This window comes from Bacillus sp. JJ1474 (assembly GCF_036965225.1).
GTDB lineage: Bacteria > Bacillota > Bacilli > Bacillales > Cytobacillaceae > Cytobacillus.
On sequence record NZ_JBALPC010000193.1, the window covers coordinates 1 to 21,154 of the forward strand.

The 21,154-nt window shown below is 37.2% G+C and carries 21 protein-coding genes and 1 pseudogene; 8 read left to right on the plus strand and 14 right to left on the minus strand.

The window, feature by feature from the left end; translation table 11 throughout:
• Positions 1-151: 151 nt before the first annotated feature.
• The 3 genes from V7164_RS21030 to V7164_RS21040 form a co-directional block, all read right to left on the minus strand.
• On the minus strand, positions 152-475 hold the full coding sequence (locus V7164_RS21030) for a YuiB family protein (RefSeq protein ID WP_335345868.1): 324 nt from the start codon (positions 473-475) through the stop codon (positions 152-154).
• 93 nt (positions 476-568) lie between these two features.
• Positions 569-1,054 carry an NUDIX hydrolase gene (locus V7164_RS21035; RefSeq protein WP_335345867.1) on the minus strand — a complete coding sequence of 162 codons (486 nt, stop codon included), beginning with the start codon at positions 1,052-1,054 and terminating at the stop codon, positions 569-571.
• Positions 1,055-1,247: 193 nt separating this feature from the next.
• Positions 1,248-2,465 carry an NAD(P)/FAD-dependent oxidoreductase gene (locus tag V7164_RS21040; RefSeq protein ID WP_335345866.1) on the minus strand — a complete coding sequence of 406 codons (1,218 nt, stop codon included), beginning with the start codon at positions 2,463-2,465 and terminating at the stop codon, positions 1,248-1,250.
• Positions 2,466-2,820: 355 nt separating this feature from the next.
• On the opposite strand from V7164_RS21040, the gene V7164_RS21045 reads away from it, so the two are divergent.
• Positions 2,821-3,816: an NAD(P)/FAD-dependent oxidoreductase gene (locus V7164_RS21045; protein ID WP_335345865.1), complete on the plus strand. Its 996-nt coding sequence runs from the start codon at positions 2,821-2,823 to the stop codon at positions 3,814-3,816.
• A gap of 37 nt (positions 3,817-3,853) precedes the next feature.
• Here V7164_RS21045 and V7164_RS21050 read toward each other — a convergent pair whose 3' ends face one another.
• Positions 3,854-4,216, minus strand: a complete 363-nt coding sequence (locus tag V7164_RS21050) for a HesB/IscA family protein (RefSeq protein ID WP_335345864.1) — start codon at positions 4,214-4,216, stop codon at positions 3,854-3,856.
• A gap of 269 nt (positions 4,217-4,485) precedes the next feature.
• Between V7164_RS21050 and V7164_RS21055 the strand changes: the two genes are divergently transcribed.
• Positions 4,486-5,184, plus strand: a complete 699-nt coding sequence (locus V7164_RS21055) for a DUF2225 domain-containing protein (RefSeq protein WP_335345863.1) — start codon at positions 4,486-4,488, stop codon at positions 5,182-5,184.
• A 99-nt stretch (positions 5,185-5,283) separates the two neighbouring features.
• Here V7164_RS21055 and V7164_RS21060 read toward each other — a convergent pair whose 3' ends face one another.
• Complete coding sequence (locus V7164_RS21060; protein WP_335345862.1) at positions 5,284-5,523, minus strand: YuzB family protein; 240 nt, start codon at positions 5,521-5,523, stop codon at positions 5,284-5,286.
• Positions 5,524-5,894: 371 nt separating this feature from the next.
• On the opposite strand from V7164_RS21060, the gene V7164_RS21065 reads away from it, so the two are divergent.
• Positions 5,895-6,962 carry an NAD(P)/FAD-dependent oxidoreductase gene (locus V7164_RS21065; RefSeq protein WP_335355150.1) on the plus strand — a complete coding sequence of 356 codons (1,068 nt, stop codon included), beginning with the start codon at positions 5,895-5,897 and terminating at the stop codon, positions 6,960-6,962.
• A 57-nt stretch (positions 6,963-7,019) separates the two neighbouring features.
• Here V7164_RS21065 and V7164_RS21070 read toward each other — a convergent pair whose 3' ends face one another.
• Positions 7,020-7,343: a YuzD family protein gene (locus V7164_RS21070; RefSeq protein ID WP_335345861.1), complete on the minus strand. Its 324-nt coding sequence runs from the start codon at positions 7,341-7,343 to the stop codon at positions 7,020-7,022.
• 165 nt (positions 7,344-7,508) lie between these two features.
• On the opposite strand from V7164_RS21070, the pseudogene V7164_RS21075 reads away from it, so the two are divergent.
• Positions 7,509-7,739, plus strand: a pseudogene (locus V7164_RS21075) (NifU family protein); the annotation flags it as partial.
• Positions 7,740-7,785: 46 nt separating this feature from the next.
• On the opposite strand, the gene thrB reads toward V7164_RS21075, so the two are convergent.
• From thrB to yutH, 4 genes are all read right to left on the minus strand, one after another.
• Positions 7,786-8,712: a homoserine kinase gene (gene thrB / locus V7164_RS21080; RefSeq protein WP_335345860.1), complete on the minus strand. Its 927-nt coding sequence runs from the start codon at positions 8,710-8,712 to the stop codon at positions 7,786-7,788.
• The gene (thrC, locus tag V7164_RS21085; RefSeq protein ID WP_335345859.1) at positions 8,709-9,773 is read right to left on the minus strand and encodes a threonine synthase; all 1,065 of its coding nucleotides are present in this window, start codon (positions 9,771-9,773) and stop codon (positions 8,709-8,711) included. Before thrC ends, thrB begins: the two co-directional genes overlap by 4 nt.
• Positions 9,770-11,068: a homoserine dehydrogenase gene (locus V7164_RS21090; RefSeq protein WP_438824735.1), complete on the minus strand. Its 1,299-nt coding sequence runs from the start codon at positions 11,066-11,068 to the stop codon at positions 9,770-9,772. Before V7164_RS21090 ends, thrC begins: the two co-directional genes overlap by 4 nt.
• Positions 11,069-11,281: 213 nt before the next feature.
• Positions 11,282-12,298 (minus strand): spore coat putative kinase YutH, encoded by a 1,017-nt coding sequence (yutH, locus tag V7164_RS21095; protein WP_335345857.1) that lies wholly within the window; start codon positions 12,296-12,298, stop codon positions 11,282-11,284.
• 208 nt (positions 12,299-12,506) lie between these two features.
• Between yutH and V7164_RS21100 the strand changes: the two genes are divergently transcribed.
• The 4 genes from V7164_RS21100 to V7164_RS21115 all read left to right on the plus strand — a co-directional run bounded on the left by V7164_RS21100 (position 12,507) and on the right by V7164_RS21115 (position 15,960).
• On the plus strand, positions 12,507-13,007 hold the full coding sequence (locus V7164_RS21100; protein WP_335345856.1) for a phosphatidylglycerophosphatase A family protein: 501 nt from the start codon (positions 12,507-12,509) through the stop codon (positions 13,005-13,007).
• Between the two features lie 321 nt (positions 13,008-13,328).
• Positions 13,329-14,114, plus strand: a complete 786-nt coding sequence (locus V7164_RS21105; RefSeq protein WP_335355152.1) for a tyrosine-protein phosphatase — start codon at positions 13,329-13,331, stop codon at positions 14,112-14,114.
• A 118-nt stretch (positions 14,115-14,232) separates the two neighbouring features.
• The gene (locus V7164_RS21110) at positions 14,233-14,808 is read left to right on the plus strand and encodes a sugar transferase (RefSeq protein ID WP_438824109.1); all 576 of its coding nucleotides are present in this window, start codon (positions 14,233-14,235) and stop codon (positions 14,806-14,808) included.
• A gap of 81 nt (positions 14,809-14,889) precedes the next feature.
• Positions 14,890-15,960: a carboxylate--amine ligase gene (locus tag V7164_RS21115; protein ID WP_335355153.1), complete on the plus strand. Its 1,071-nt coding sequence runs from the start codon at positions 14,890-14,892 to the stop codon at positions 15,958-15,960.
• 311 nt (positions 15,961-16,271) lie between these two features.
• On the opposite strand, the gene V7164_RS21120 is transcribed toward V7164_RS21115, so the two are convergent.
• The 4 genes from V7164_RS21120 to V7164_RS21135 all read right to left on the minus strand — a co-directional run.
• The gene (locus tag V7164_RS21120) at positions 16,272-17,606 is read right to left on the minus strand and encodes a nucleotide sugar dehydrogenase (protein ID WP_335355154.1); all 1,335 of its coding nucleotides are present in this window, start codon (positions 17,604-17,606) and stop codon (positions 16,272-16,274) included.
• A gap of 420 nt (positions 17,607-18,026) precedes the next feature.
• Positions 18,027-18,902: a UTP--glucose-1-phosphate uridylyltransferase GalU gene (gene galU, locus V7164_RS21125; protein ID WP_335355155.1), complete on the minus strand. Its 876-nt coding sequence runs from the start codon at positions 18,900-18,902 to the stop codon at positions 18,027-18,029.
• A 359-nt stretch (positions 18,903-19,261) separates the two neighbouring features.
• Entirely contained in the window at positions 19,262-20,410 is a 1,149-nt protein-coding gene (locus V7164_RS21130) for an aminotransferase class I/II-fold pyridoxal phosphate-dependent enzyme (RefSeq protein WP_335345850.1), read from the minus strand.
• Between the two features lie 39 nt (positions 20,411-20,449).
• On the minus strand, positions 20,450-21,154 hold a 705-nt coding region (locus V7164_RS21135), incomplete at its 5' end, for a GNAT family N-acetyltransferase (RefSeq protein ID WP_335355156.1).

The following is a 21,154-nucleotide window of genomic DNA, read 5'->3' on the forward strand; positions in this document are numbered from 1 at the left end:
ATTCACAGAAGAGCCAAAAAAATAAATTAAATTATCTGAAAACAAACCTTTATGCCCCTGTAAAACCAGTATTTTAAAGTTTTTTTCCGAATTTTATTAAATAAAAAAATCCCTGCTGAATGCAGAGATTTCCAACTTGTAGAATATTTGATTAAAACATTTGATACCCTTTTTTACGAAGAACTTTAATCGTTATTCCCGCCACTATGGCACCTGCCATCCCGCTGCTCAAAATCAGTACATCCGCTGTGGCGAGCTGGGATAATTCATTTCCCAGGCTTGAAAACGATTCTTTAGTTTTTTGAAAATACTCAATAAAACGCACCTTATCAATGATTAATATTGCAACAATTGGATAAATAATTGCCATGATCCATGACATTCTCAGCAGCATATTTAAAATAAATCCAATTCCAAAAAATAACACAAAGAATAACAGCATGGAAATTGGCAATACGAAAATAGTCATCTGCATTGATTCCGTTCCTCCCTCAGCACATCAATAATTAGTGTACTTAATGTAGATTTGGGAGTCAATTATTATATTGGGTTAAATTGTCCTATTAGATTATAAAAATAACCGATATGCTGTATAGCCAAACTGATCTCCAGGGTTTATTCCATCCATTAACGGCTTTGCCGAGGAATCCGAACGATTAGCTAAATATTTGAGTAGTATGGACGCATTTTCATCTTCAGCCAATTCTAGCGGATCGATAAATTGAACATCATAAAGCTCTCCATCCTGCACTTGAATCGTCTGCCCAGGCAAGGCTTCAAGCAAGAATATAATCATATTATCGCTAATCTCATCTTTAATAACTCCCGTCCTCAGGCCGATCATCCCTTTAACAGTGCACTTAATGCCCGTTTCCTCTTCTATTTCCCGAATGACTGCTTCATCAGCAGTTTCACCCGGGTCCACAAAGCCGGCTGGCAAGGACCAACTTCCCTTTAGCCCTCCATATTTCTTTTTGACTACAAGCCATTTACTATCTGGTGAAATGACAAGCCCGGAAACCGCCAGCCAAACCTTTCCCCTTTTTTGGCTCATATTCAATCCCCCTTTATGATTCTAAATTGATAGTACCATATATTTTTTTGATTTTATGCACGTTAATTTTCATATTTGCACGATTTTCGGCTTTATGCACGCTAATCTTTTTATTTGCACGTTTACTTTAATAAAAAAAATTAAAAAGCCTAAGGAACTTTACCGTTTCCTCAGGCTTTTCATTTAATCGATTTTATAAAAATTTAAATTTCCCTTTTTTCATAACTAATGATGGGCCGCCAATCATATATAGGGAACGGTTGTCGATAACTTTCTTCATGAATGAAGCTTTTGTGCCAACCATTTTCTTCCCAAACGCAACTCCAATTGCATCGTCTTCCCCTAAAGAACAGACAGTACCTTTAATATCTGGCTTGAACGACTCCAACTCCGTTTTATTGCGAATAAGAGCCGTAATATTTTTGGCACAAACCTCTCCCTGCTGCATGGCAATTTGTGCAGTTGGAGGGTAAGGACGGTTAATTTCTTCGTTAATGATCAGAGCGCAATCCCCAATAATGAATACATCGTCATGACCCGGTGCTCTTAAATCCGGCTGAACCTTCACACGGCCGCGCATTGCCTCAAAGCCTGATTTCTCAATAAGTGAGTTACCACGTACACCAGCTGCCCAGATCACCGTTCCTGCTTTAATTTCTTCTACTTCTTCCTCGCCTTTTCCTACAATAATTCCATCAGGTGTACATTCTTTAATCGCAGTGCCAATGCGGAATTCAACGCCTTTTTTCTCCAAATGAGCCACAGCATACTCTACTAGCTCTGGATCAAACCCAGGAAGAACCATTGGTGCTGCTTCAACACAGATGACCTTTACCTTCTGGAAATCAACGTCATACTCTCTGCAAAGCTCTGGAATACGGTTTCCTAATTCACCAAGGAATTCGATTCCAGTGAAACCAGCTCCGCCAACAATAATGGTTAATCGCTCATCCTTTTTTACTGCTTCTGTATTATAAATGGCAAATTGATATTCGATATGCTCACGGATTTGCCGTGCAGAGTTCACGTTCACAATTGAAAAGGCATACTCTTTTAAGCCCTTAATGCCAAATGTTTCGGATTCACCGCCAAGAGCAACGACTAAATAATCATAATTAATCTCACCATTTGCAAGAATAACCTTTTTCTCTTCAGTTTTTACTTCAATTGCTGTATCTTTAATAAAATCAACCTTGTTTTGATCAATGACCGTTTTAATATCATATCTCACTCGGTCATGGTGAAGAGTTCCTGCAGATGCTTCATGCAGCCATGTTGTTTCATAGTGATAATCATTTTTGTTAACTAAGACGATATCGGCTTCATTGACCCCTATTGCCTTTTGTAATCGAGTCGCAGTCATTAAACCACCGTAACCTGCTCCTAATATAACAATCTTTTGCTTTCTCAATGTATATCTTCCACCTTTTAGAGATTTTAATTTATTATTACCGTTTCACGTTACTCTTAGTATCTTTAGGATATCAAAAGTTTGTGATGTAATTCACTAAAGATGTCAAAAAAAATTTAGAAATTTGTCACAAAAAATTAACATTCTATCTACCTTCATATTATTCGTTTTTTATATGGATTTCAAGCCTAAAAATAGAAGGGAAAAATATTCACGAAATTCAGATCATAACAAAAACAGAAAAAATGATTAAATGTTTCGTCTATTCGTAATATTTCTAACCAGGAGTGAGGTTTGGAAAAAAATATGTTATTATATACTTTAAATTGCACTATTATAGTTGGGGGGTTATGTAGTGAAAGAAGATCCAAAAGTGTATGATATAACGATTATTGGGGGAGGTCCTGCTGGTTTATTTACTGCTTTCTACGGCGGAATGAGGCAGGCTTCTGTTAAAATTATAGAAAGCTTGCCACAGCTTGGCGGCCAATTATCAGCCCTATATCCAGAGAAATACATATATGATGTAGCAGGTTTTCCAAAAGTCCGCGCTCAAGAATTAATTAATAATTTGAAAGAGCAAATGGCTAAATTCGAACCGGCAACTGCACTTGAACAATCTGTAGAGAAGCTTGAGAAGCAAGAAGACGGCATTTTTAAGCTAACAACGAATAGAGAAATACATTATACGAAAACAGTTATTATAACGGCAGGAAACGGTGCCTTCCAACCTCGACGCCTTGAATTAGAAAGTGCTGCACAATATGAAGGGAAAAACCTTCACTATTTTATTGACGACCTCAATCAATTTGCTGGTCAAAAGGTTGTTGTATTTGGCGGAGGGGACTCTGCTGTTGACTGGGCGCTTATGCTAGAGCCGATTGCTGAAAAGGTCACAATCGTTCACCGCAGGGATAAATTCCGTGCCCATGAGCATAGTGTTGAAAATCTTCACAATTCTAAAGTTAATATAAAAACACCATTTGTCCCAACAGAATTAATCGGCAAGGACAAAGGCATAAGCCAAGTAGTGCTAGAAGGTGCAGATGATAAGACAAAGGAAACGATCGATGTAGACGCAGTCATCTGTAACTACGGATTCGTTTCTTCCCTTGGTCCAATTAAAGAATGGGGTCTTAACATAGAGAAGAACTCGATCGTGGTCAATTCCAAAATGGAAACAAATATTCCAGGCATTTATGCAGCAGGAGATATTTGTACGTATGAAGGGAAAGTAAAGTTAATCGCATGCGGATTTGGTGAAGCACCTACTGCGGTCAACAATGCAAAGGCATATATTGATCCTAAAGCTAAAATACAGCCAATGCATAGCAGCTCTATGTTTGACTAATTAATTTAAGGGTGCCTTAAGGGGCACCCCCATTTGATTAACATTCCTCTGGTGTACCTGCCGCAGTGGCGGTTCTGAAGGAAGACCCGCATCCGCATGAGGCGATCGCATTCGGGTTATCAATCGTGAACCCGCCGCCCATCATCGATTGTTTATAATCAATTTTCGTTCCATTCAGGATCGGTGCGTCCTCTTTGCTAACAACAATTTTAATCCCATGCTGTTCGAATTGACTATCATTTTCTTCTACTTCATGGGCAAAACCCATTCCATAAGATAATCCGCTGCATCCCCCACCTTTTACAGAAACTCTTAATAAGGCATTTTCCTCTTCATTAGCCTTCATCATATCTTTAATTTGCGAAGCGGCAGCATCTGTCAAAATAACAACATCACTCACTTATCTTCACTCCTTTAATTCATTTATTATTGTCAATCGATAATTTAAACTTAATCACGGTATTAACTATGAAAACTATCCTCTTTCTATAATAGTATATACACTACAGTTCGTGACCTCAACTAATCAGTTTCAAACAAATTAATGACATTTGATGAACAGAAAGAGATGAATTAGTGCTTTTATCATGGAATAAAGTATAATTTTAGTTATAATGGTATATATAACTTACAGCAAAACTAAACCAAATTTCCTAGGAGGCGATCACAATGACAGAAATTGAACCCATCTTTGACAAAAAGTGCGAATGCAGAATGTGCAAAAAATCGTTTACTAGTAAAAAGCTGCGTTCCAGGTTTATAAAGGTAAAGAACTATGACACTGATTTCCGCCCTAACTATACCTCCGAGGAAGCCAATCCGATTCTTTATCACGTTGAAGTTTGCCCTCATTGCGGATTTTCTTCAACTAGCGATTTTTCTCCCTATTTTCCACCCGGAGCTGTTGAAGTCATACAAGCTCAGGTTTGCGATCAATGGAATCCCCATGATTTTGGACAAAAGCGTACATTAAGTGATGCCATCAAAACATATAAATTAGCCGTCTATTGCGGCCTGCTGAAGAAAGAGAAGCATATCACAATTGCAGGTATGTATATGAGGTTAGCATGGATCTATCGAAGCCTGGAAAATGAGGAACAGGAGCAAAGATTTTTGAAGCTGGCAACAAAATCGTATGTAGATTCTTATATGGCAGATGATTTTAGAGGTACACAAGTATCTGAAGTGAAGCTTATGTATTTAATAGGCGAGCTTTCTAGGCGAACGCATCGAAATGACCAAGCTGTTAAATTCTTTTCAAAGGTGATTGAACAGCAAAATCGGTCAATCGAATCTGGTATTATCGAAATGGCTAGAGAAAGATGGTATGAAATGCGTGACAGCCAGAAGACTGCTAAGCAAGCTTAAGAAAAGGGTGATAAGAAGAAATGCCAGCCTTCTCGTAACAATTTGAAGCTTGTTATGATGAACGGCAAAACCTTTTTATCACCCTATTTTTTAGTTATATTAAAACATAGGATTTTCCTCTAAATATTGATAGATATTTTGAACTAGTTCATCAGGAGTTTCCCCTGTAACTACCTCGCCATTTACGAGAGCAAATAAAGCAGATGCACATTTTCCGCAATAGCCTAAACATCCATATTCAATAACATCGAGGTCATAATCCTTCTCTAATATTTCAAGCGCCTTTTGAGATCCGCTTGCCAAATTGCTGACACAAAACTCTATGATGGGCTTTATCACTACGATCACCTCAGCCTGAAGCTATCAATCCGAATACTTCATATTTAAACATAAACCCTTTTTCATGCTACCTTTTTTCAGCTATTTCTGCAATGATTTTCACTTTTATTATGTTAACCGTTATATACGCACTTGTTCTTGAAGGTTTTTGTCTCGAAAAAAACGTTCAGTGGATAAATGAGCAGCAATTCATAATAAAAAAGGGACAAATATAAAACTTTACTAATACAACATATGCCTAGTATTGTCAAGCTGCATTCCTATTAAGGTTGTGATTTTATGACAATTTAGTTATACTTTCTATGGGATAAGCGTTTTACATATACTATTTCAGCAAAGCTTTTTAGAACGGGACATAAAGGGGATACAATATGAAAAGTCTTGTAATACTTGGCGGTGGCTATGGCGGGATGAGAGCAATTGAACGTCTTCTTCCCAATCAGCTGCCAGACGATGTTTCCATTACTTTAATCGATCGAGTACCTTATCATTGTTTGAAAACAGAATATTACGCATTAGCTGCTGGGACAATCTCTGATCAGCATGTAAGGGTAGCCTACCCTGAACACCCAAGACTCGATGTGAAATTTGGCGAAATCACAGGCATTGATCTTAGTAACAAAAAGGTTAACTTGCTTGAAGGCACATCGGTTCATTATGATGATTTAATTATCGGTTTAGGCTGTGAGGATAAATATCATAATGTGCCTGGTGCAGATGAATTCACTTTAAGCATTCAAACCATTGAAAAATCTCGTGCAACCTACCAAGCTTTAAATAACTTAACTCCAGGGTCTGTTGTTGGAATTGTTGGTGCTGGATTGAGCGGGGTTGAAATTGCATCAGAACTGCATGAAAGCCGTTCGGATTTAAACATTAAATTATTTGACAGAGGGAGCCATATTCTTTCTGCCTTTCCTGAAAGATTAAGCATGTATGTTGAAAACTGGTTTAACAGCCATGGCATAGAGATTGTCAGTCATTCTAATATTACACGTGTAGAAAAAAATGTTCTTTTTAATCATGATGAGCCCGTTCCATGTGATGCAATTGTATGGACTGCCGGCATTCAGCCTAATAAGGTCGTTCGTGATTTGGATGTTGAGAAGGATCCACAAGGGCGTGTTGTTCTTACTAAGCATCATAACCTTCCTGGGGATGAACATGTGTATGTTGTTGGGGATTGCGCAAGCCTTCCACATGCACCAAGTGCCCAGCTGGCTGAAGGACAGGCCGAGCAAATTGTGCAAATCCTATTGAAACGTTGGAAAGGTGAAGAACTTCCTGAATCACTGCCAACGATAAAGCTAAAAGGTGTACTTGGCTCCCTTGGCAGTAAGCACGGATTTGGAGTCGTAGCTGATCGTGCCATTACAGGCCGAGTAGCTCGACTTCTTAAATCAGGAATTCTTTGGATGTATAAATTTCACCGGGGCTAAGAAAAGCAGAAGCGCCATTAAAAATGAGCATCTCCTTTTAGGAAATGCTCATTTTTTCTACTCTGCTTTATATCCGTATTTCTCCATCACTGAATAAACGGTTTTCAGCTTTGGATTGCCTTCCCCCACTACTTCATCTTCAATTAAGACGACCGGATAAAACATATCCTCTTCAATCACCCTTTGAGCAAACTCCTGTTTCTCGGCTTCTTCGGGTGGATTGTGGATATCCACATACGTAATTTTGAAAGGCTGATCTGGATACTTTCGGCCAAGTGCAGCCTGAAGCCACTCATATGTTTCCTTTGAGGAAGGAAGGTTTACACAGCTTGGACATAATACCTCCGCTCCATAAACAGTTAATTCCACTTGTCTTTGCATTCCCTTTTCCCCCTTAAAATGAATCTTATATTCATTTTACATGATTATGACGGTAGAAACCTTAGTAATTTTTCATTTGAGCGGAAATCCATTTCTTTAAATAGATTTTTCCCCTCATAATGATTATAATAAATATAAAGAAAGGAGTAGATTTAAATGGCTGAACAAACAACAATGCTTGAGCAAGTTCAAGAAGTATTAGATAAATTGCGCCCATTCCTTCTACGCGATGGAGGAGACTGCGAACTAGTTGATGTAGAGGATGGAATTGTGAAACTGCGCTTACTTGGCGCATGCGGTACTTGCCCAAGTTCAACAATCACACTAAAAGCAGGTATTGAACGTGCTTTATTAGAAGAAGTACCTGGTGTTGTAGAGGTTGAACAAGTATTCTGATGCTTAATACGGTCAAAAGCGATGTCTCGTCTGACATCGCTTTTTTTTAATTACATAGAAGACTGTTTCGTGATTCAGTATAGACCTGACTGCCAACCTGATCAATTTTCAAGCTGCGGCAATCCATTTCTGGAAACAGCTTGGATAATCCTTCTGCCACAGCTTTTCCTTCGCCTTCTTCAGCCAAGCATAGCACAGTTGGACCCGCACCGCTCAAAGCTACCCCAAATGCGCCAAGATCAATTGCTTTTTCCTCAATAATGGCCATATGAGGAACTAGCTCTTTTCGATAAGGATGATGGTATAAATCTGCCTTCATCATTTTTCCAGCAAGCTCAAAGTTGCTGCTAAATAGAGCGGCAATAAGAACATTTCCGATGGCACCCGCTTGTACAGCTTCACTATAGGAAAGGCTGCTAGGTAAAACACCTCGGGATTCCTTCGTTAAAAGTTCTTCTTTCGGCACAACGGCAATTACATCAAGTGCTAAATGGCTAAAGACTTCAGCGCTTACTTCTTCGCCTCTTTGACAGCCGACAACTAGTCCCCCTAAGAGGGAGGCGCCGACATTGTCAGGATGCCCTTCGATTCTAGAAGCCAATTCCAATTTCTCCTGATCTGATAAATGAAGTTTGCAGAGTGTATCCGCTAATTCAATTCCTGCTACAATGGCTGCGGCACTGGAACCTAGCCCTCTTGCAAGCGGAATATCACTTTTTACGCTTATCTTACAGCCAGGCAGCTTTTGATTATACTTTTCTGCTGTTTTCATAGCAATTTGGATTATATAATTCGTTTCATCTTTTGGAAAAACATTTAAGTGCTCTGATATTGGGACAATCCCCCAATGATCTGCTCCTTCAACCTCTAGAGTTAAATATACATTCAGGGCAAGGCCAATCGAATCAAATCCTGGGCCTAAATTTGCAGAGCTTCCCGGGACTTTAATGATGAGCATTTCACCTTCGCTCATACATGGACAACTCCCTTTATATGTTCAGCCACCGCAACTTCATCATTAGGAAGCACAATTGGCTTAATAGGGCTGCATTCGATCGCCACATTCGGATCCTTAAGGCCATTTCCAGTAAGAATGGCAACCACTCTAGAATGCTGCGGAATTTCTCCACTTCGCAGTTGTTTATAAATTCCAGCTAAAGAGGCACATGAGGCCGGTTCAGCGAAAATTCCTTCTGTAGAAGCGAGCTTTCTATACATATAGAGAATTTCTTCATCACTTACTTCGTCTATTTTCCCATTCGATTCCTCTAATGCCGCATTGGCTAAATTCCAGCTTGCAGGATTGCCGATCCGAATCGCAGTCGCAACGGTTTCAGGATTTTCAAATACTTTATTATGAACGATTGCAGCAGCACCTTCTGCTTCAAATCCATGCATTTTTGGGAGCCCTGTTTGCTTTGCTTCATTGTATTCCTTAAAGCCCTTCCAGTAAGCACTAATGTTGCCTGCATTACCGACAGGGAGTGCAAGAATATCCGGTGCTTTGCCGCCAAGCTGATCACATATTTCAAACGCACCTGTTTTTTGGCCTTCAAGGCGGTATGGGTTCACAGAGTTTACGAGAGTAATAGGTTCTGTTTCACTGATTTTTCTAACCATTGCCAATGCTTGGTCGAAGTTTCCTTCAATTGAGATAATTTCTGCTCCATACATAACAGCCTGTGCAAGCTTGCCCATCGCAATTTTCCCCTCTGGAATAACGACGATGCAACGAAGGCCAGCTCGTGCCGCATAAGCTGCTGCAGCTGCCGATGTATTCCCTGTGGATGCACAAATGACGGTTTCACTGCCCTCTTCTTTTGCTTTCGCTACAGCCATAACCATTCCACGGTCTTTAAACGAGCCAGTCGGGTTTGTTCCTTCCGTTTTCACGTAAAGGTCAATTCCCCATTCATCAGAAAGCTTATCAAGTCTAATTAATGGTGTATTACCTTCATTCAAAGTTAGTAATGGTGTGTTTTCGTTAATCGGTAAATATTCTTTATAGGCTTTTAGTAATCCTTCCCATCTCATACACTTGCGCTCCCCTCAACTCGATACGAGCTTTCGATAGTTTTAACAGCTTGTAAATCTCTTAATTTAACTAAAATATCCTGATAATCTTGTAATGAAGCCTGATGAGTAACCAAAACGATCTCAGCAAGCTCTTTATTTTTCAGTGGCAATTGAAGAATCTTTTCAAAGCTGACATGATGTTCAGAGAAAATGGAAGTAATATTCGCGAAAACGCCTACTTCATCTTTTACATGCAAGCGTAAGAAATATTTCGAGAAGATTTCATTTGCATCCTTCAACTGCTTTTCAAATTGCGGAGTAATAGCGCTTTTTCCAGTTACACCTAAACGCATATTTTTCATAACCTGAACTAAATCTGACACTACGGCTGTAGCTGTTGGCAAGCTTCCAGCTCCTGGTCCATAAAACATCGTTTCGCCCACAGCTTCTCCGTGAACGTAAACAGCATTGAATTCATCATGAACAGATGCAAGTGGATGTGTGTCAGCTAATAAAGTCGGCTGAACACTGACTGCCACTTTATCCCCATCTCTTTCGGCCATCCCGATCAGCTTCATCGTATAGCCAAGCTGGCGGCCATATTGTAGATCTTCCTCTGTGATACGAGAAATCCCCTCAGCCTTCACATCATCTAAATCTATTTCCATGGAAAAACCAAGCGTTGCTAGTATAGCCATTTTTCTTGCAGCATCTAGTCCCTCAACATCAGAGGTCGGATCAGCCTCTGCATAGCCTAATTCCTGTGCTTCCTTTAGAACATCCTCGTAGGCACTGCCATTCTTGCTCATTTTTGTTAAGATAAAGTTCGTTGTTCCGTTCACAATCCCCATCATTTTCGTAATTCTATCTGAAGCCAAACCATCTACAAGGCTTCTTAAAATTGGGATCCCGCCGCCAACACTCGCCTCGTAAAATAGATCACAGTCATGCTCTGATGCAACTTTCAAAAGCTCAGAACCATGTACAGCCATTAAATCCTTGTTAGCCGTTACGACATGCTTTCGACTTTTCAAAGCCTTCGTGATGTAATTTTTTGTATCACCGATACCGCCCATTACTTCAATAATGATATCAATTTCAGGGTCATTGATAATATCTTCCGGATCTGTCGTTAACTTGTCAGCAGCTATTTCCACTGATCTTGCTTTATTTAAATCCTTTACTAGGATCTTCTTCACTTTTACGGGACAGCCTATTTGATGCATAAGCTTATCCTGATGATTTTCAATAATGGTGACAACACCAGTACCAACCGTTCCTAATCCTAATAAACCGATCGAGATTGCTTTCACTTTCATTCCCCTCCTAAGTTGTTCACTCTATATGTACATTTGTATTTGTATAGTAGACATTATAGAGGGAAATATCCTTTTTTACAATAGTTATTTTCAGACTAATATGTATGTAATCGCTTACTGCCGAGGATTTATAGAAATTTTTTATAAAAAAAAAGCGACATGAATAAAGTCGCTTCGAAAATGGCATTGGGACAATAAACTGTCACATTATTTTTTCAGCCATCCGATGATAGGTATTCTAAACTTTTGTACAGGCACTTCTGCAAAGTCATAGAAGCTCCCTAAAAAGCGCTCGTGCTCATTGGATTGCTGCAGAAACTTTTGCAGTCTTTCCTCCAATACTTTTTTCTCTTGCTCTGAGGATGCTCCATAATATGATTCAATGCAATAAAAATAATGAAGCGGACACAAAAGGCGGGCAAAAAAGAGCCTCCACGAGAATGAGGTTAAAGGAACGATGCTTTGGTAATCCCTCATAAATTGCCGGAGCTCTGGCTCGTACGTTTTTATATTGCGGAAATATTTCTCTCTCGCCCATTCAGCTAGATCTCTTGAGGAATGATCAAAAACCCAATCAAATGGATTTTTTATATAATAAGTATGGTCCCATGTTTTTGCCGTGAATCGTATATGGCAAATCGTCCCGCTATCAATTGCACCTGGGTTATCGTCAATTTCTGTGTCCACCAAATATTGAATGGCATTTTCAGCAATTCCCCTATAATAAGGAAATGATTCCAAAAACATCTTATCAAATTCATGTTCTGGCTGTTGAAAGAGCATCTCATTCCATACTTTTTCCATTTGATCCAATCTAGTTTCCCATAATTGCTTCCACTGGCCAATCCTGCTAACCTTCTTTACGGGAAACGAAACTGTTCTGCCCCTAAAATGAAACTTCGCAAGCTTTCTGCCGCTTCGCTGTAACCTTCGATTTTGTACTTGATTTTGTACTTGTTTGTTCATAAGGACACAATATCTTCCATTTTCCCATTCACTAAATTGTTTTCCTTCCTTTGTCTTTAAAAAAGTACTGCAATGTTTTTCACCAGTCTTAACTAGATGGTCTGTCAGCAAATTTAATTCATTAAGCTCGTCTTCCTCCATTCCGCCAATCGGGACAAGAATATAAATTTGTTCCTGATTCCTGTATGCTTGATACTTTCCAATCCTTACTTCATCATTAGCCTGCAGCCCGTATTGCGTTTTAAGAAGCTTTATCATTTCATACCTCCTTATAAGGTAATGAATCCCTTTAACGAAAATATATGTAGAGCAACAGCAAAACTTGTGCTTTTCTTGAATAAGTAACAGTGGGCAGGAAAAGCTGAGGAGGATGTCCAACCTTCGTCTTCCATAACAGAGAACGATGGAATAATTTCTATAAATAGGTTATATATATATTGAAACTAACAGGAAAAAGGTGGAGCCGATGAATGAAGAAAAACGTGTAGATTTGATTGAGCAAACAGCGCGCAAATGGCTGCAGGAACGAGGAGTATCCATACAAGATATTGCGGAATTAGTCTTTTTCCTCCAAGAAAAGTATCATCCAGATTTACAAATGTCAGTTTGCATTGAAAATGTGGAACGTGTCCTCTCCAAAAGGGAAGTCCAAAACGCAGTCTTAACTGGCATCCAGCTCGATATGCTTGCTGAAAAGAAACAGCTGTTAGAACCGCTTCAGCATGTAGTCGAAATTGATGAAGGTCTGTATGGCGTGGACGAAGTATTGGCTTTATCCATTGTGAATGTATATGGGTCTATTGGTTTTACTAATTTTGGCTATATCGACAAGCTTAAACCTGGCATTTTAAAGGACCTTAATGATAAATCTTCAGGGAAAGTTCATACTTTTTTAGATGATATTGTTGGAGCGATTGCAGCGGCTGCATCGAGCAGGTTGGCGCATAGGGCGAATGGGACGAAGTAGAATTTCATCTAAAAAATTTTAATCAGAAAAAACGGATGGGCAACATTTTTCCATCCGTTTTTAGTTCTTTATTTTTAGGTTATTCTCGTATTACCATCCATTATTTCCCTTCACTCAAATCTTCTCCATCTCTTTTTGAATTGACTTTTAATTCCAGTAGTACTTGTCACAAGATCATTCATGTTGAGTATAATAACAAAAATCAATAGTTTTAGAGTATTTTACAAAGGGAATAAATGTGAAAAACCCGTTCTATATTGAGAATTAAATAATATCTTTATAAAGAAAATACGATTTAATATTAATTGAAAGGAGTAAAGTATGATCGTAGATATTCATAATCATATTTTATATGATCTAGATGATGGTCCAAAAAACCAGGAAGAAACGATATTACTCGCTAAACAAGCTGTAGAATCAGGAATAAACCATGTTATTGCAACCCCACATCATATGCATCAACTTAATGATCATCTTTTTGAAAATGCTCCTTCTACCATTCTTTCAATGGTGGAGAAAGTGAATCAAAATTTAAAAGAAAATAAAATACCTTTAACAATATACCCTGGAATCGAATTTCATTTACATGACAACATTCAATATGATATTCAAAACAATTTGGATCACTTTCTAACTTTAAATGATACTGGTAAATATATACTTATTGAGCTTCCAAGCCGCCATTATCCCGCTCATACAGAAAATACTCTTTATGAATTACAAAGAAAAGGTCTTACTCCTGTACTTGCTCACCCTGAAAGAAATAGATTTTTGAGAAGACATCCAGAAAGAATTTTTCATATGGTACAACAAGGTATATTAGTCCAAATTACAGCGGGTAGTATTACTGGAACTTATGGCAGGCGATTAAAAAATTTCTCGTTGCATTTATTAAATCATTATCTTGTTCACTTTGTTGCCTCTGATGCTCACCATCATATTCGCCGTAAATTTGAACTAATGGATGCTTATAAATTTATAGAAAATAATTATTCCTTAGAATACCGAAAGTCTCTTGAAGCAAATGCCATTCATGCTTTGGCAGGAACTAACTTCAATATAATTGAGCCAAAATTTATCGAAAAAAAATTGCACTATTTCTTCTAATTAATAATCCCCTCCTTCAAACAACAGCAAATAACTCATTTTTTTAAAACTTGTGTCTCACTTTTTTTTGCATTAGTCATTTATTTTCATTTTATAGGAGGTATTCATTTTGAAAAAAATGATAGATTTAATCGGATCATTCTTATTAATACTTATTTTATCTCCCCTAATGGTTTCTATTTCCATCATGATTTTTATTAATATGGGGTCACCCATTTTGTTTAAGCAAGTCCGTCCTGGTCTTAAGGGAAATCCATTTAATATTTATAAATTTAGAACAATGAAAGAAAAATTTGATGAAAATGGGAAAATGTTGCCGGGGGATTTGAGATTAACTAAAACAGGAATAGTGTTAAGAAAATATAGTTTAGATGAATTACCCCAATTGTTTAATGTAATTAAAGGAGACATTAGTTTAGTCGGCCCCCGCCCCTTATTAATGGAATATTTACCTTTGTATACTAAAGAACAAGCCAGAAGGCATGATGTTAAGCCAGGAATCACGGGATGGGCGCAAGTGAACGGGCGAAATACAATAAATTGGGATGAAAAATTCAAGTTAGATATTTGGTATGTAGATAATCAATCCATTTTCCTTGACCTAAAAATAATGGTTACTACTATTATAAAAGTTATAAAAAGAGAAGGGGTCAGCGCAGAAGACCATTACAGTATGGAACGCTTCAAGGAATAAACAAATAGCAATACTATTTAAACTTGTACCTATATATTAGGTTTTTTTATTTGATTTAATTTAATTTAATGAGGTGTTTATTTGAAAAAAATCCTAATTACCGATGTTGGTGTTGCCCCAGCGGAAAATGTTATTAAGTCATGGAATCAGTCAATTATGAAAGAAGAAATTGTTGGTGTGTCTAGAAACCCGGTTAATCTTTTTACATCTAAGACTCAAACGAAACGACACATCCCATATGAATATGTTTTTGGAAAGGAATATAAAAAGTCATTATTAAGGATCTTGGAAGAAGAAAAGCCAGAACTAGCAGTTTTTATGAGTGACAGGGAAATCTTAGAGGCATCGAAATTTCGCAATGAAATTACTGCGATTGGAACCAAATTATTTATGCCAAGCCATGAGGTAATTGACAACTGTACAGATAAATATAAATCTTATAAAGTCTGGCAAGCTGAAGGAATCAAAGTCCCAAAGACTATTGTAATAAATAACGAATCTGACTTAAAAACAGCATTTTCTCACCTAGGGAATAAGGAAGGGAATGTTTGGCTGAGGTGTACAGTTGGAGCGGGAGGAAGAGGAGCATTACCTACTAATGACTATGATTTCGCAAAAAACTGGATTGACACTTATAAAGGCTGGGGAACCTTTACTGCTTCAGAATTGCTTCAGTCTGATAAAACAGTAACATGGCTATCCATTTGGTATGAAGGCGAATTAGTTGTTGCTCAGACGAGGCGAAGAAAATCTTGGGGATTTGCAAACCGGACATTATCCGGTGTGACAGGAATAACCGGAGTAGGAGAAACATACTCAAACGAAATTGTCGATAGAGTTTCTATGGATACAATATTAGCAATTGATAAAATGCCTCATGGAGTTTTTGGTGTAGACATGACATATGATCAGAATAATTTTCCGAATCCTACAGAAATCAACATGCGCTTTTTCACGACCTGCTATTTCTTTACAGAAGCTGGTTTAAATATGCCTGAAATATACAAAAACATTATTCTATATAATGAGTTTCCATCCCTTGATAAAAAAATGAATCCTCTTCAAGACGGTCTTCTTTGGATACGGGATATGGATAGGGAACCGGTTTTGACATGTGAGAAAGAGATTTACAAAGGAATTCTTAAACTATGAGTTATTCTTTAGGTTGAATAGTAAAAAGGGAGCCGCTATATCCTTTCAAAATATAGCGGCTCCCTTTTGGTAAAATACGGGGAAATAACCTTGATCAAACGTTACTCGCCATATTTAATGTCTTTATTAATATTTTCTATCACCCTATCTTGATCATCTAAAGCAAGATTTGACCCTGATGGAACGTAATGATACAGCATCCAATATGAATTTATCTCTTAGCTATTTGGATTTGATTGTCGGTATACGCCAAATCTGTATTTAATAAATATACCGATTACATATATCATGCTGTGCAACTATTGAAAAAATTAAAGTTTTATATATTTTTTTGAGTAATGTTTATTTTGTCGTGTATTTCTTGTATCAAATACTATATTAGATTTATTCATAATCAAGTCATAATCAAATCCACTATGATTTGTAGCAATTACCGTTAAATCTGCTTGCTCGACAAGTTCTTTATTCAACTTTTCTGTTTTATAAATGTTACCATTCAGCTTAAAATCCTTTACATAAGGATCAACGACAGACCACGCTGCTCCGTATTTCGTAAGTTTATCTAAAATCGGCAGGACCGGAGATTCACGGTAATCGTCAATATCTTTCTTATACGCAACACCCAGTACAAGAATTTTCGCACCTTTTAGTGTTTTTCCTTGATCATTTAAGATTTCGATGCATCGCTTTACAATGAAGTCCGGCATGTTGTCATTAATTTCTCCAGCTGTTTCAATTAATCGAGTGTGATAATTATATTCGCGTGCTTTCCATGTTAAGTACCATGGGTCAATTGGTATGCAATGACCACCTAAACCAGGACCTGGATAAAACGGCATAAATCCATATGGTTTAGTTGCTGCTGCATCGATCACTTCCCATACATCAATTCCCATCTTGTCACAAAGAATTGCCATTTCATTAGCTAGGGCAATGTTAATATTTCTGAAAGTGTTTTCAAGGATTTTTTCCATTTCAGCGACCGCCGGGCTTGAAACTTTATGAACAGATCCTTCTAAAACATTTTCATATAAAGTAGCAGCTACTTCCGTACAAGTTGGTGTCATGCCTCCAACTACTTTTGGGGTATTTTTTGTATTAAAGTCTTTATTCCCCGGATCAACACGTTCCGGAGAATAAGCGAGAAAGAAATCTTTTCCACAAATTAGTCCTGATTCTTCCAAAATTGGTTTAATTAATTCTTTTGTTGTTCCGGGATATGTGGTACTTTCTAAGACCACTAACATTCCTTTTTGAAGATAATTTGCAATCGCTTTTGTAGAGCTTTCTACATATTTCATGTTTGGCTGTTTGTAAATATCTAATGGGGTGGGTACGCATATTGCCACAGCATCTACGCCTTTAATAAATGAATAATCTGATGTAGCCACCAATTTCCCATTGCTGACTAAAGAGTGTAAGTCTGCAGGAATAACATCTCCTATATAATTCTCACCCTGATTGACTTTTTTCACTTTTTCTTCTTGTAAATCGAAGCCGATTACTTTATAACCTGCTTTTGCCTTTTCAACCGCAAGGGGTAAGCCTATGAAGCCTAACCCGACTACGCCGACTGTGGCTGTTTTATTGCTAAACTTTTCAATTAGGCGAATAGCTGCCAGATTTTCTGTCAATTTTTCCGACATATCATTCCTCCTCGAATACTAATTGGTCTATTTTTTCTTAGCAATAAATCCACAAACTACAATCCCAAATCTGATTGGTGGCGTCTTGTCACTCGATTTTGAGGAATATTAGTGTGAAGAATGACTATATTTTGAAATGATATTACTTATCAATTTTATGTTTTTTTATTAGATTAGCCGCTACAAAGTGATCGAATAGTAATCTATGGTCTCAACTTATCTTAAGCCAAGGAAATCTTAAAACACTAATATTTTCCCGTTTCTTGCAACTGGGGTTTACTAATGACAAATATCCAATTTATGTTTTTATCATGATGTGATTTTACCTCTTCAAAGAAATCATTTAGTATGGATAATGCTCCTCTATTTTCGTTATGAACATTAAAAAACATAATATTTATTTTTTTACCTTCTTCCAAATTAATTATTGTCTTTGTCCACCACTTTTGAAAGATATTTTAATAAATCATCCCTTAACTCGTCACGTTGAAGAGCAAATTCGATCGTCGTCTGGATAAAACCCATCTTCTCCCCCACATCATAACGAACCCCTTCAAAATCATACGCATAAACTGCTTCATATTGATTTAATTTTGCGATAGCATCCGTTAATTGAATCTCCCCCGCAGCTCCCGGCTCTTGAGTACTAAGTATCTTAAAGATTTTGGGGCTAAGTATATAACGGCCTAAAATCGCAAGGTTTGAAGGTGTATCATCTTTATGTGGTTTTTCAACAAGACTGTGTACATTGAATAGACGGCCGCCAATTTCTTTCCCATTAACGATGCCATATCTTGAAACCTCTTCATCGCGAACGTTTTGCACACCAAGGATCGATACTTTATACCGATCATATTGTTCGATCATTTGCTTTAAACATGGTTTTTCTGCCTGGACAATATCATCGCCTAGCAGCACAGCAAATGGTTCATTGCCAATAAAATTCCGCGCACACCAAATGGCATGCCCCAACCCTTTCGGCTCCTTTTGTCTAATGTAATGGATATCAACAAGATTCGAAGATTTTTGAACTTCATTATATAAGTCTACTTTTCCTTTGTTAAATAGATGTTGTTCCAATTCAAATGAATAATCAAAATGATCTTCTATTGCTCTTTTTCCCTTCCCTGTCACAATAATTATTTCTTCAATTCCTGACTGAACTGCCTCTTCAACAATGTATTGAATGGTTGGCTTATCAACAATAGGCAGCATTTCTTTTGGCATTGCTTTTGTAGCAGGAAGAAAACGCGTACCAAGTCCTGCAGCTGGAATAATTGCCTTGTTGATTTTCATATACACCACCCTTTTTAATTCCAAGTAGCGAATAATAAAATTTACTCACTAATAATACTTTTTTCCCTTGCTGAGTAAACACAACAGCTAAATTTGCGCAAGTAATAATTTCATTGTCAAGTTTCCTATGTACCTAGGCAAAGCACTAGCAAGGAAGTCCTCCCTGAAAAATTGAAATTTCTCATGAATGATATCGATATTATTAAAAACATATTAAAGCTCCTCGCAACTGTAATCATATGTTACAGGATGAGATAAAAATTACTTTATTCACAATCCTCTCTAAAAATCTTCGAATGAATTTATTTCCAAAGTGTCCTGTAGCACTGTTACCAAGATTGCCTTACCTATAATTCTTCTCATAGGATATCCCCTGTAATTATATTTCCGATATTTTCTATCACTCTGTTTTGATCTTCTGAAGAAAGATTCGACCCGGATGGAATGCAGATGCCTCTATTAAACAATGAAACAGAAAAGTTTTCTTTTTCAAAATGGTCATAGCATTGGCAATCCTTAAATACAGGCTGTATGTGCAGAGGCTTCCAAATTGGCCTAGCCTCAATATTTTGTTCACTTAATAATTTTATTAGTTGAAAAGGTCTAATATTGATAATATTGTTATCCATTGTGAATGCTGTTAGCCATCTATTAGACTTTGTATACTTTAATTCTGGCACAAATTCGATTCCGGGAATGCTACCCAGCTTTTCTTCATATCTATTAAAAATATTTCTCCGCAAATGGATTCGCTCATCCAGAGCTTCCAGCTGAGCTCTACCTATCCCTGCTAATATATTGCTCATTCGATAGTTATAACCCACATATTTATGCTCGTAATGGATTTCTAGTTCTCGCGCTTGTGCCGATAAAAATCTAGCCCTTTTTAAACCGTCAATATTGTCAGAAACGAGTGCTCCTCCCCCTGACGTAGTAATAATTTTGTTGCCATTAAAAGAATAGATTCCATATTCACCAAAGGTTCCAGTTTGCTTTCCTTTGTACAGGCTTCCCATTGATTCAGCAGCATCTTCAATGATTGGAATGTTATAATGACTGCATAAACTTATGATTTCATCTAGTTTTGCAGGCTGGCCAAATAAATGTACAACAATCACTGCTTTTGGTAATTTATTTATTTTTTTCGCATCATTCAAAGCTTTTTCTAATGCAATTGGAGATAAATTCCATGTTTCTGGTTCAGAATCTATGAATATAGGAATAGCACCTTGATATATAATTGGATTTGCACTTGCAATAAACGTTAGAGTTGAGCAGAAAACGATGTCCCCTTTTCCAACTCCTAGCAAATCAAGAGCCAAATGAATAGCAGCCGTACCAGAACTTAATGCTACCGCATCTTTTGAACCTACATATTGGGTAATTTCCTTTTCAAAGCTGTCTACATTTGGGCCTAACGGAGCAACCCAATTTGATTCAATAGCCTGATTAATATACTCTTGTTCTTTACCTGTTAAATGGGGTGTGGATAATGATATTTTTTTCATCAGTTTACACCTCCAAGGTTTTGTATTTAATGAAAAATTCTATTTCGATAAAACACTCCGATAGGCCGGAAAAAAATTCGGATTATAAGAATCATACTTTGAAGCAATTTCATTTAACTGTTCAAAAACCTTTTGATCATGTATATTCGTTCCAAGATAGTAGGAATAATGATCGCTATTAGAAAACGTTGATTTATATCGAAATAAACCATCATTTTCCTCATATCCCCCACCTAAGTGAAGCAACTTTGCACCTTTTTCTTGGCAAAATCTGATCATAAAATCAAACAAAAAATTATTCGGTTTTAAATTCAAGTAATCAGGATGAGAAGCACCAAATTGATAGTGAGCAAATTCCATTCCAATTAATAAAATGATTCCTCCAACCACTTGATTTTGATAATTGGCAAATAGAAGATAAGACTCATACAATGAATCTTCAGATAGTAACTCACTAAAGAAGGATTTATGAAAATAATAATATTTAGATGAATTGGTTCTTTTCATCGTTAATTCATACAATTGTTGAAATTTTGTGATATTTGTTAAGGTTTTAGTTGCAATTTCAGCGGATAAGCCTAAATTTTTAGCTTTAGTAATATTTCTTTGGTTATTTTTAGAGTAGCCCTTCCAAAGATCGTTGTACGACTTTTTAAGATCTATAGCAATTGTTTTTCTAATATATCGCGTAGTCATTACTTTATTTACGTATTCTTTATTGTTATATAAAGGATGAAGACGTAC

Excerpts from the sequence above, each read along its gene's own strand:
- V7164_RS21030 (WP_335345868.1), bottom strand. The coding sequence starts at position 475 with ATGCAGATGACTATTTTCGTATTGCCAATTTCCATGCTGTTATTCTTT.
- V7164_RS21035 (WP_335345867.1), bottom strand. The coding sequence starts at position 1,054 with ATGAGCCAAAAAAGGGGAAAGGTTTGGCTGGCGGTTTCCGGGCTTGTC.
- V7164_RS21055 (WP_335345863.1), top strand. The coding sequence starts at position 4,486 with ATGACAGAAATTGAACCCATCTTTGACAAAAAGTGCGAATGCAGAATG.
- V7164_RS21065 (WP_335355150.1), top strand. The coding sequence starts at position 5,895 with ATGAAAAGTCTTGTAATACTTGGCGGTGGCTATGGCGGGATGAGAGCA.
- V7164_RS21070 (WP_335345861.1), bottom strand. The coding sequence starts at position 7,343 with ATGCAAAGACAAGTGGAATTAACTGTTTATGGAGCGGAGGTATTATGT.
- thrB (WP_335345860.1), bottom strand. The coding sequence starts at position 8,712 with ATGAGCGAAGGTGAAATGCTCATCATTAAAGTCCCGGGAAGCTCTGCA.
- thrC (WP_335345859.1), bottom strand. The coding sequence starts at position 9,773 with ATGAGATGGGAAGGATTACTAAAAGCCTATAAAGAATATTTACCGATT.
- yutH (WP_335345857.1), bottom strand. The coding sequence starts at position 12,298 with ATGATAAAGCTTCTTAAAACGCAATACGGGCTGCAGGCTAATGATGAA.
- V7164_RS21100 (WP_335345856.1), top strand. The coding sequence starts at position 12,507 with ATGAATGAAGAAAAACGTGTAGATTTGATTGAGCAAACAGCGCGCAAA.
- V7164_RS21105 (WP_335355152.1), top strand. The coding sequence starts at position 13,329 with ATGATCGTAGATATTCATAATCATATTTTATATGATCTAGATGATGGT.
- V7164_RS21110 (WP_438824109.1), top strand. The coding sequence starts at position 14,233 with ATGATAGATTTAATCGGATCATTCTTATTAATACTTATTTTATCTCCC.
- V7164_RS21120 (WP_335355154.1), bottom strand. The coding sequence starts at position 17,606 with ATGTCGGAAAAATTGACAGAAAATCTGGCAGCTATTCGCCTAATTGAA.
- galU (WP_335355155.1), bottom strand. The coding sequence starts at position 18,902 with ATGAAAATCAACAAGGCAATTATTCCAGCTGCAGGACTTGGTACGCGT.
- V7164_RS21130 (WP_335345850.1), bottom strand. The coding sequence starts at position 20,410 with ATGAAAAAAATATCATTATCCACACCCCATTTAACAGGTAAAGAACAA.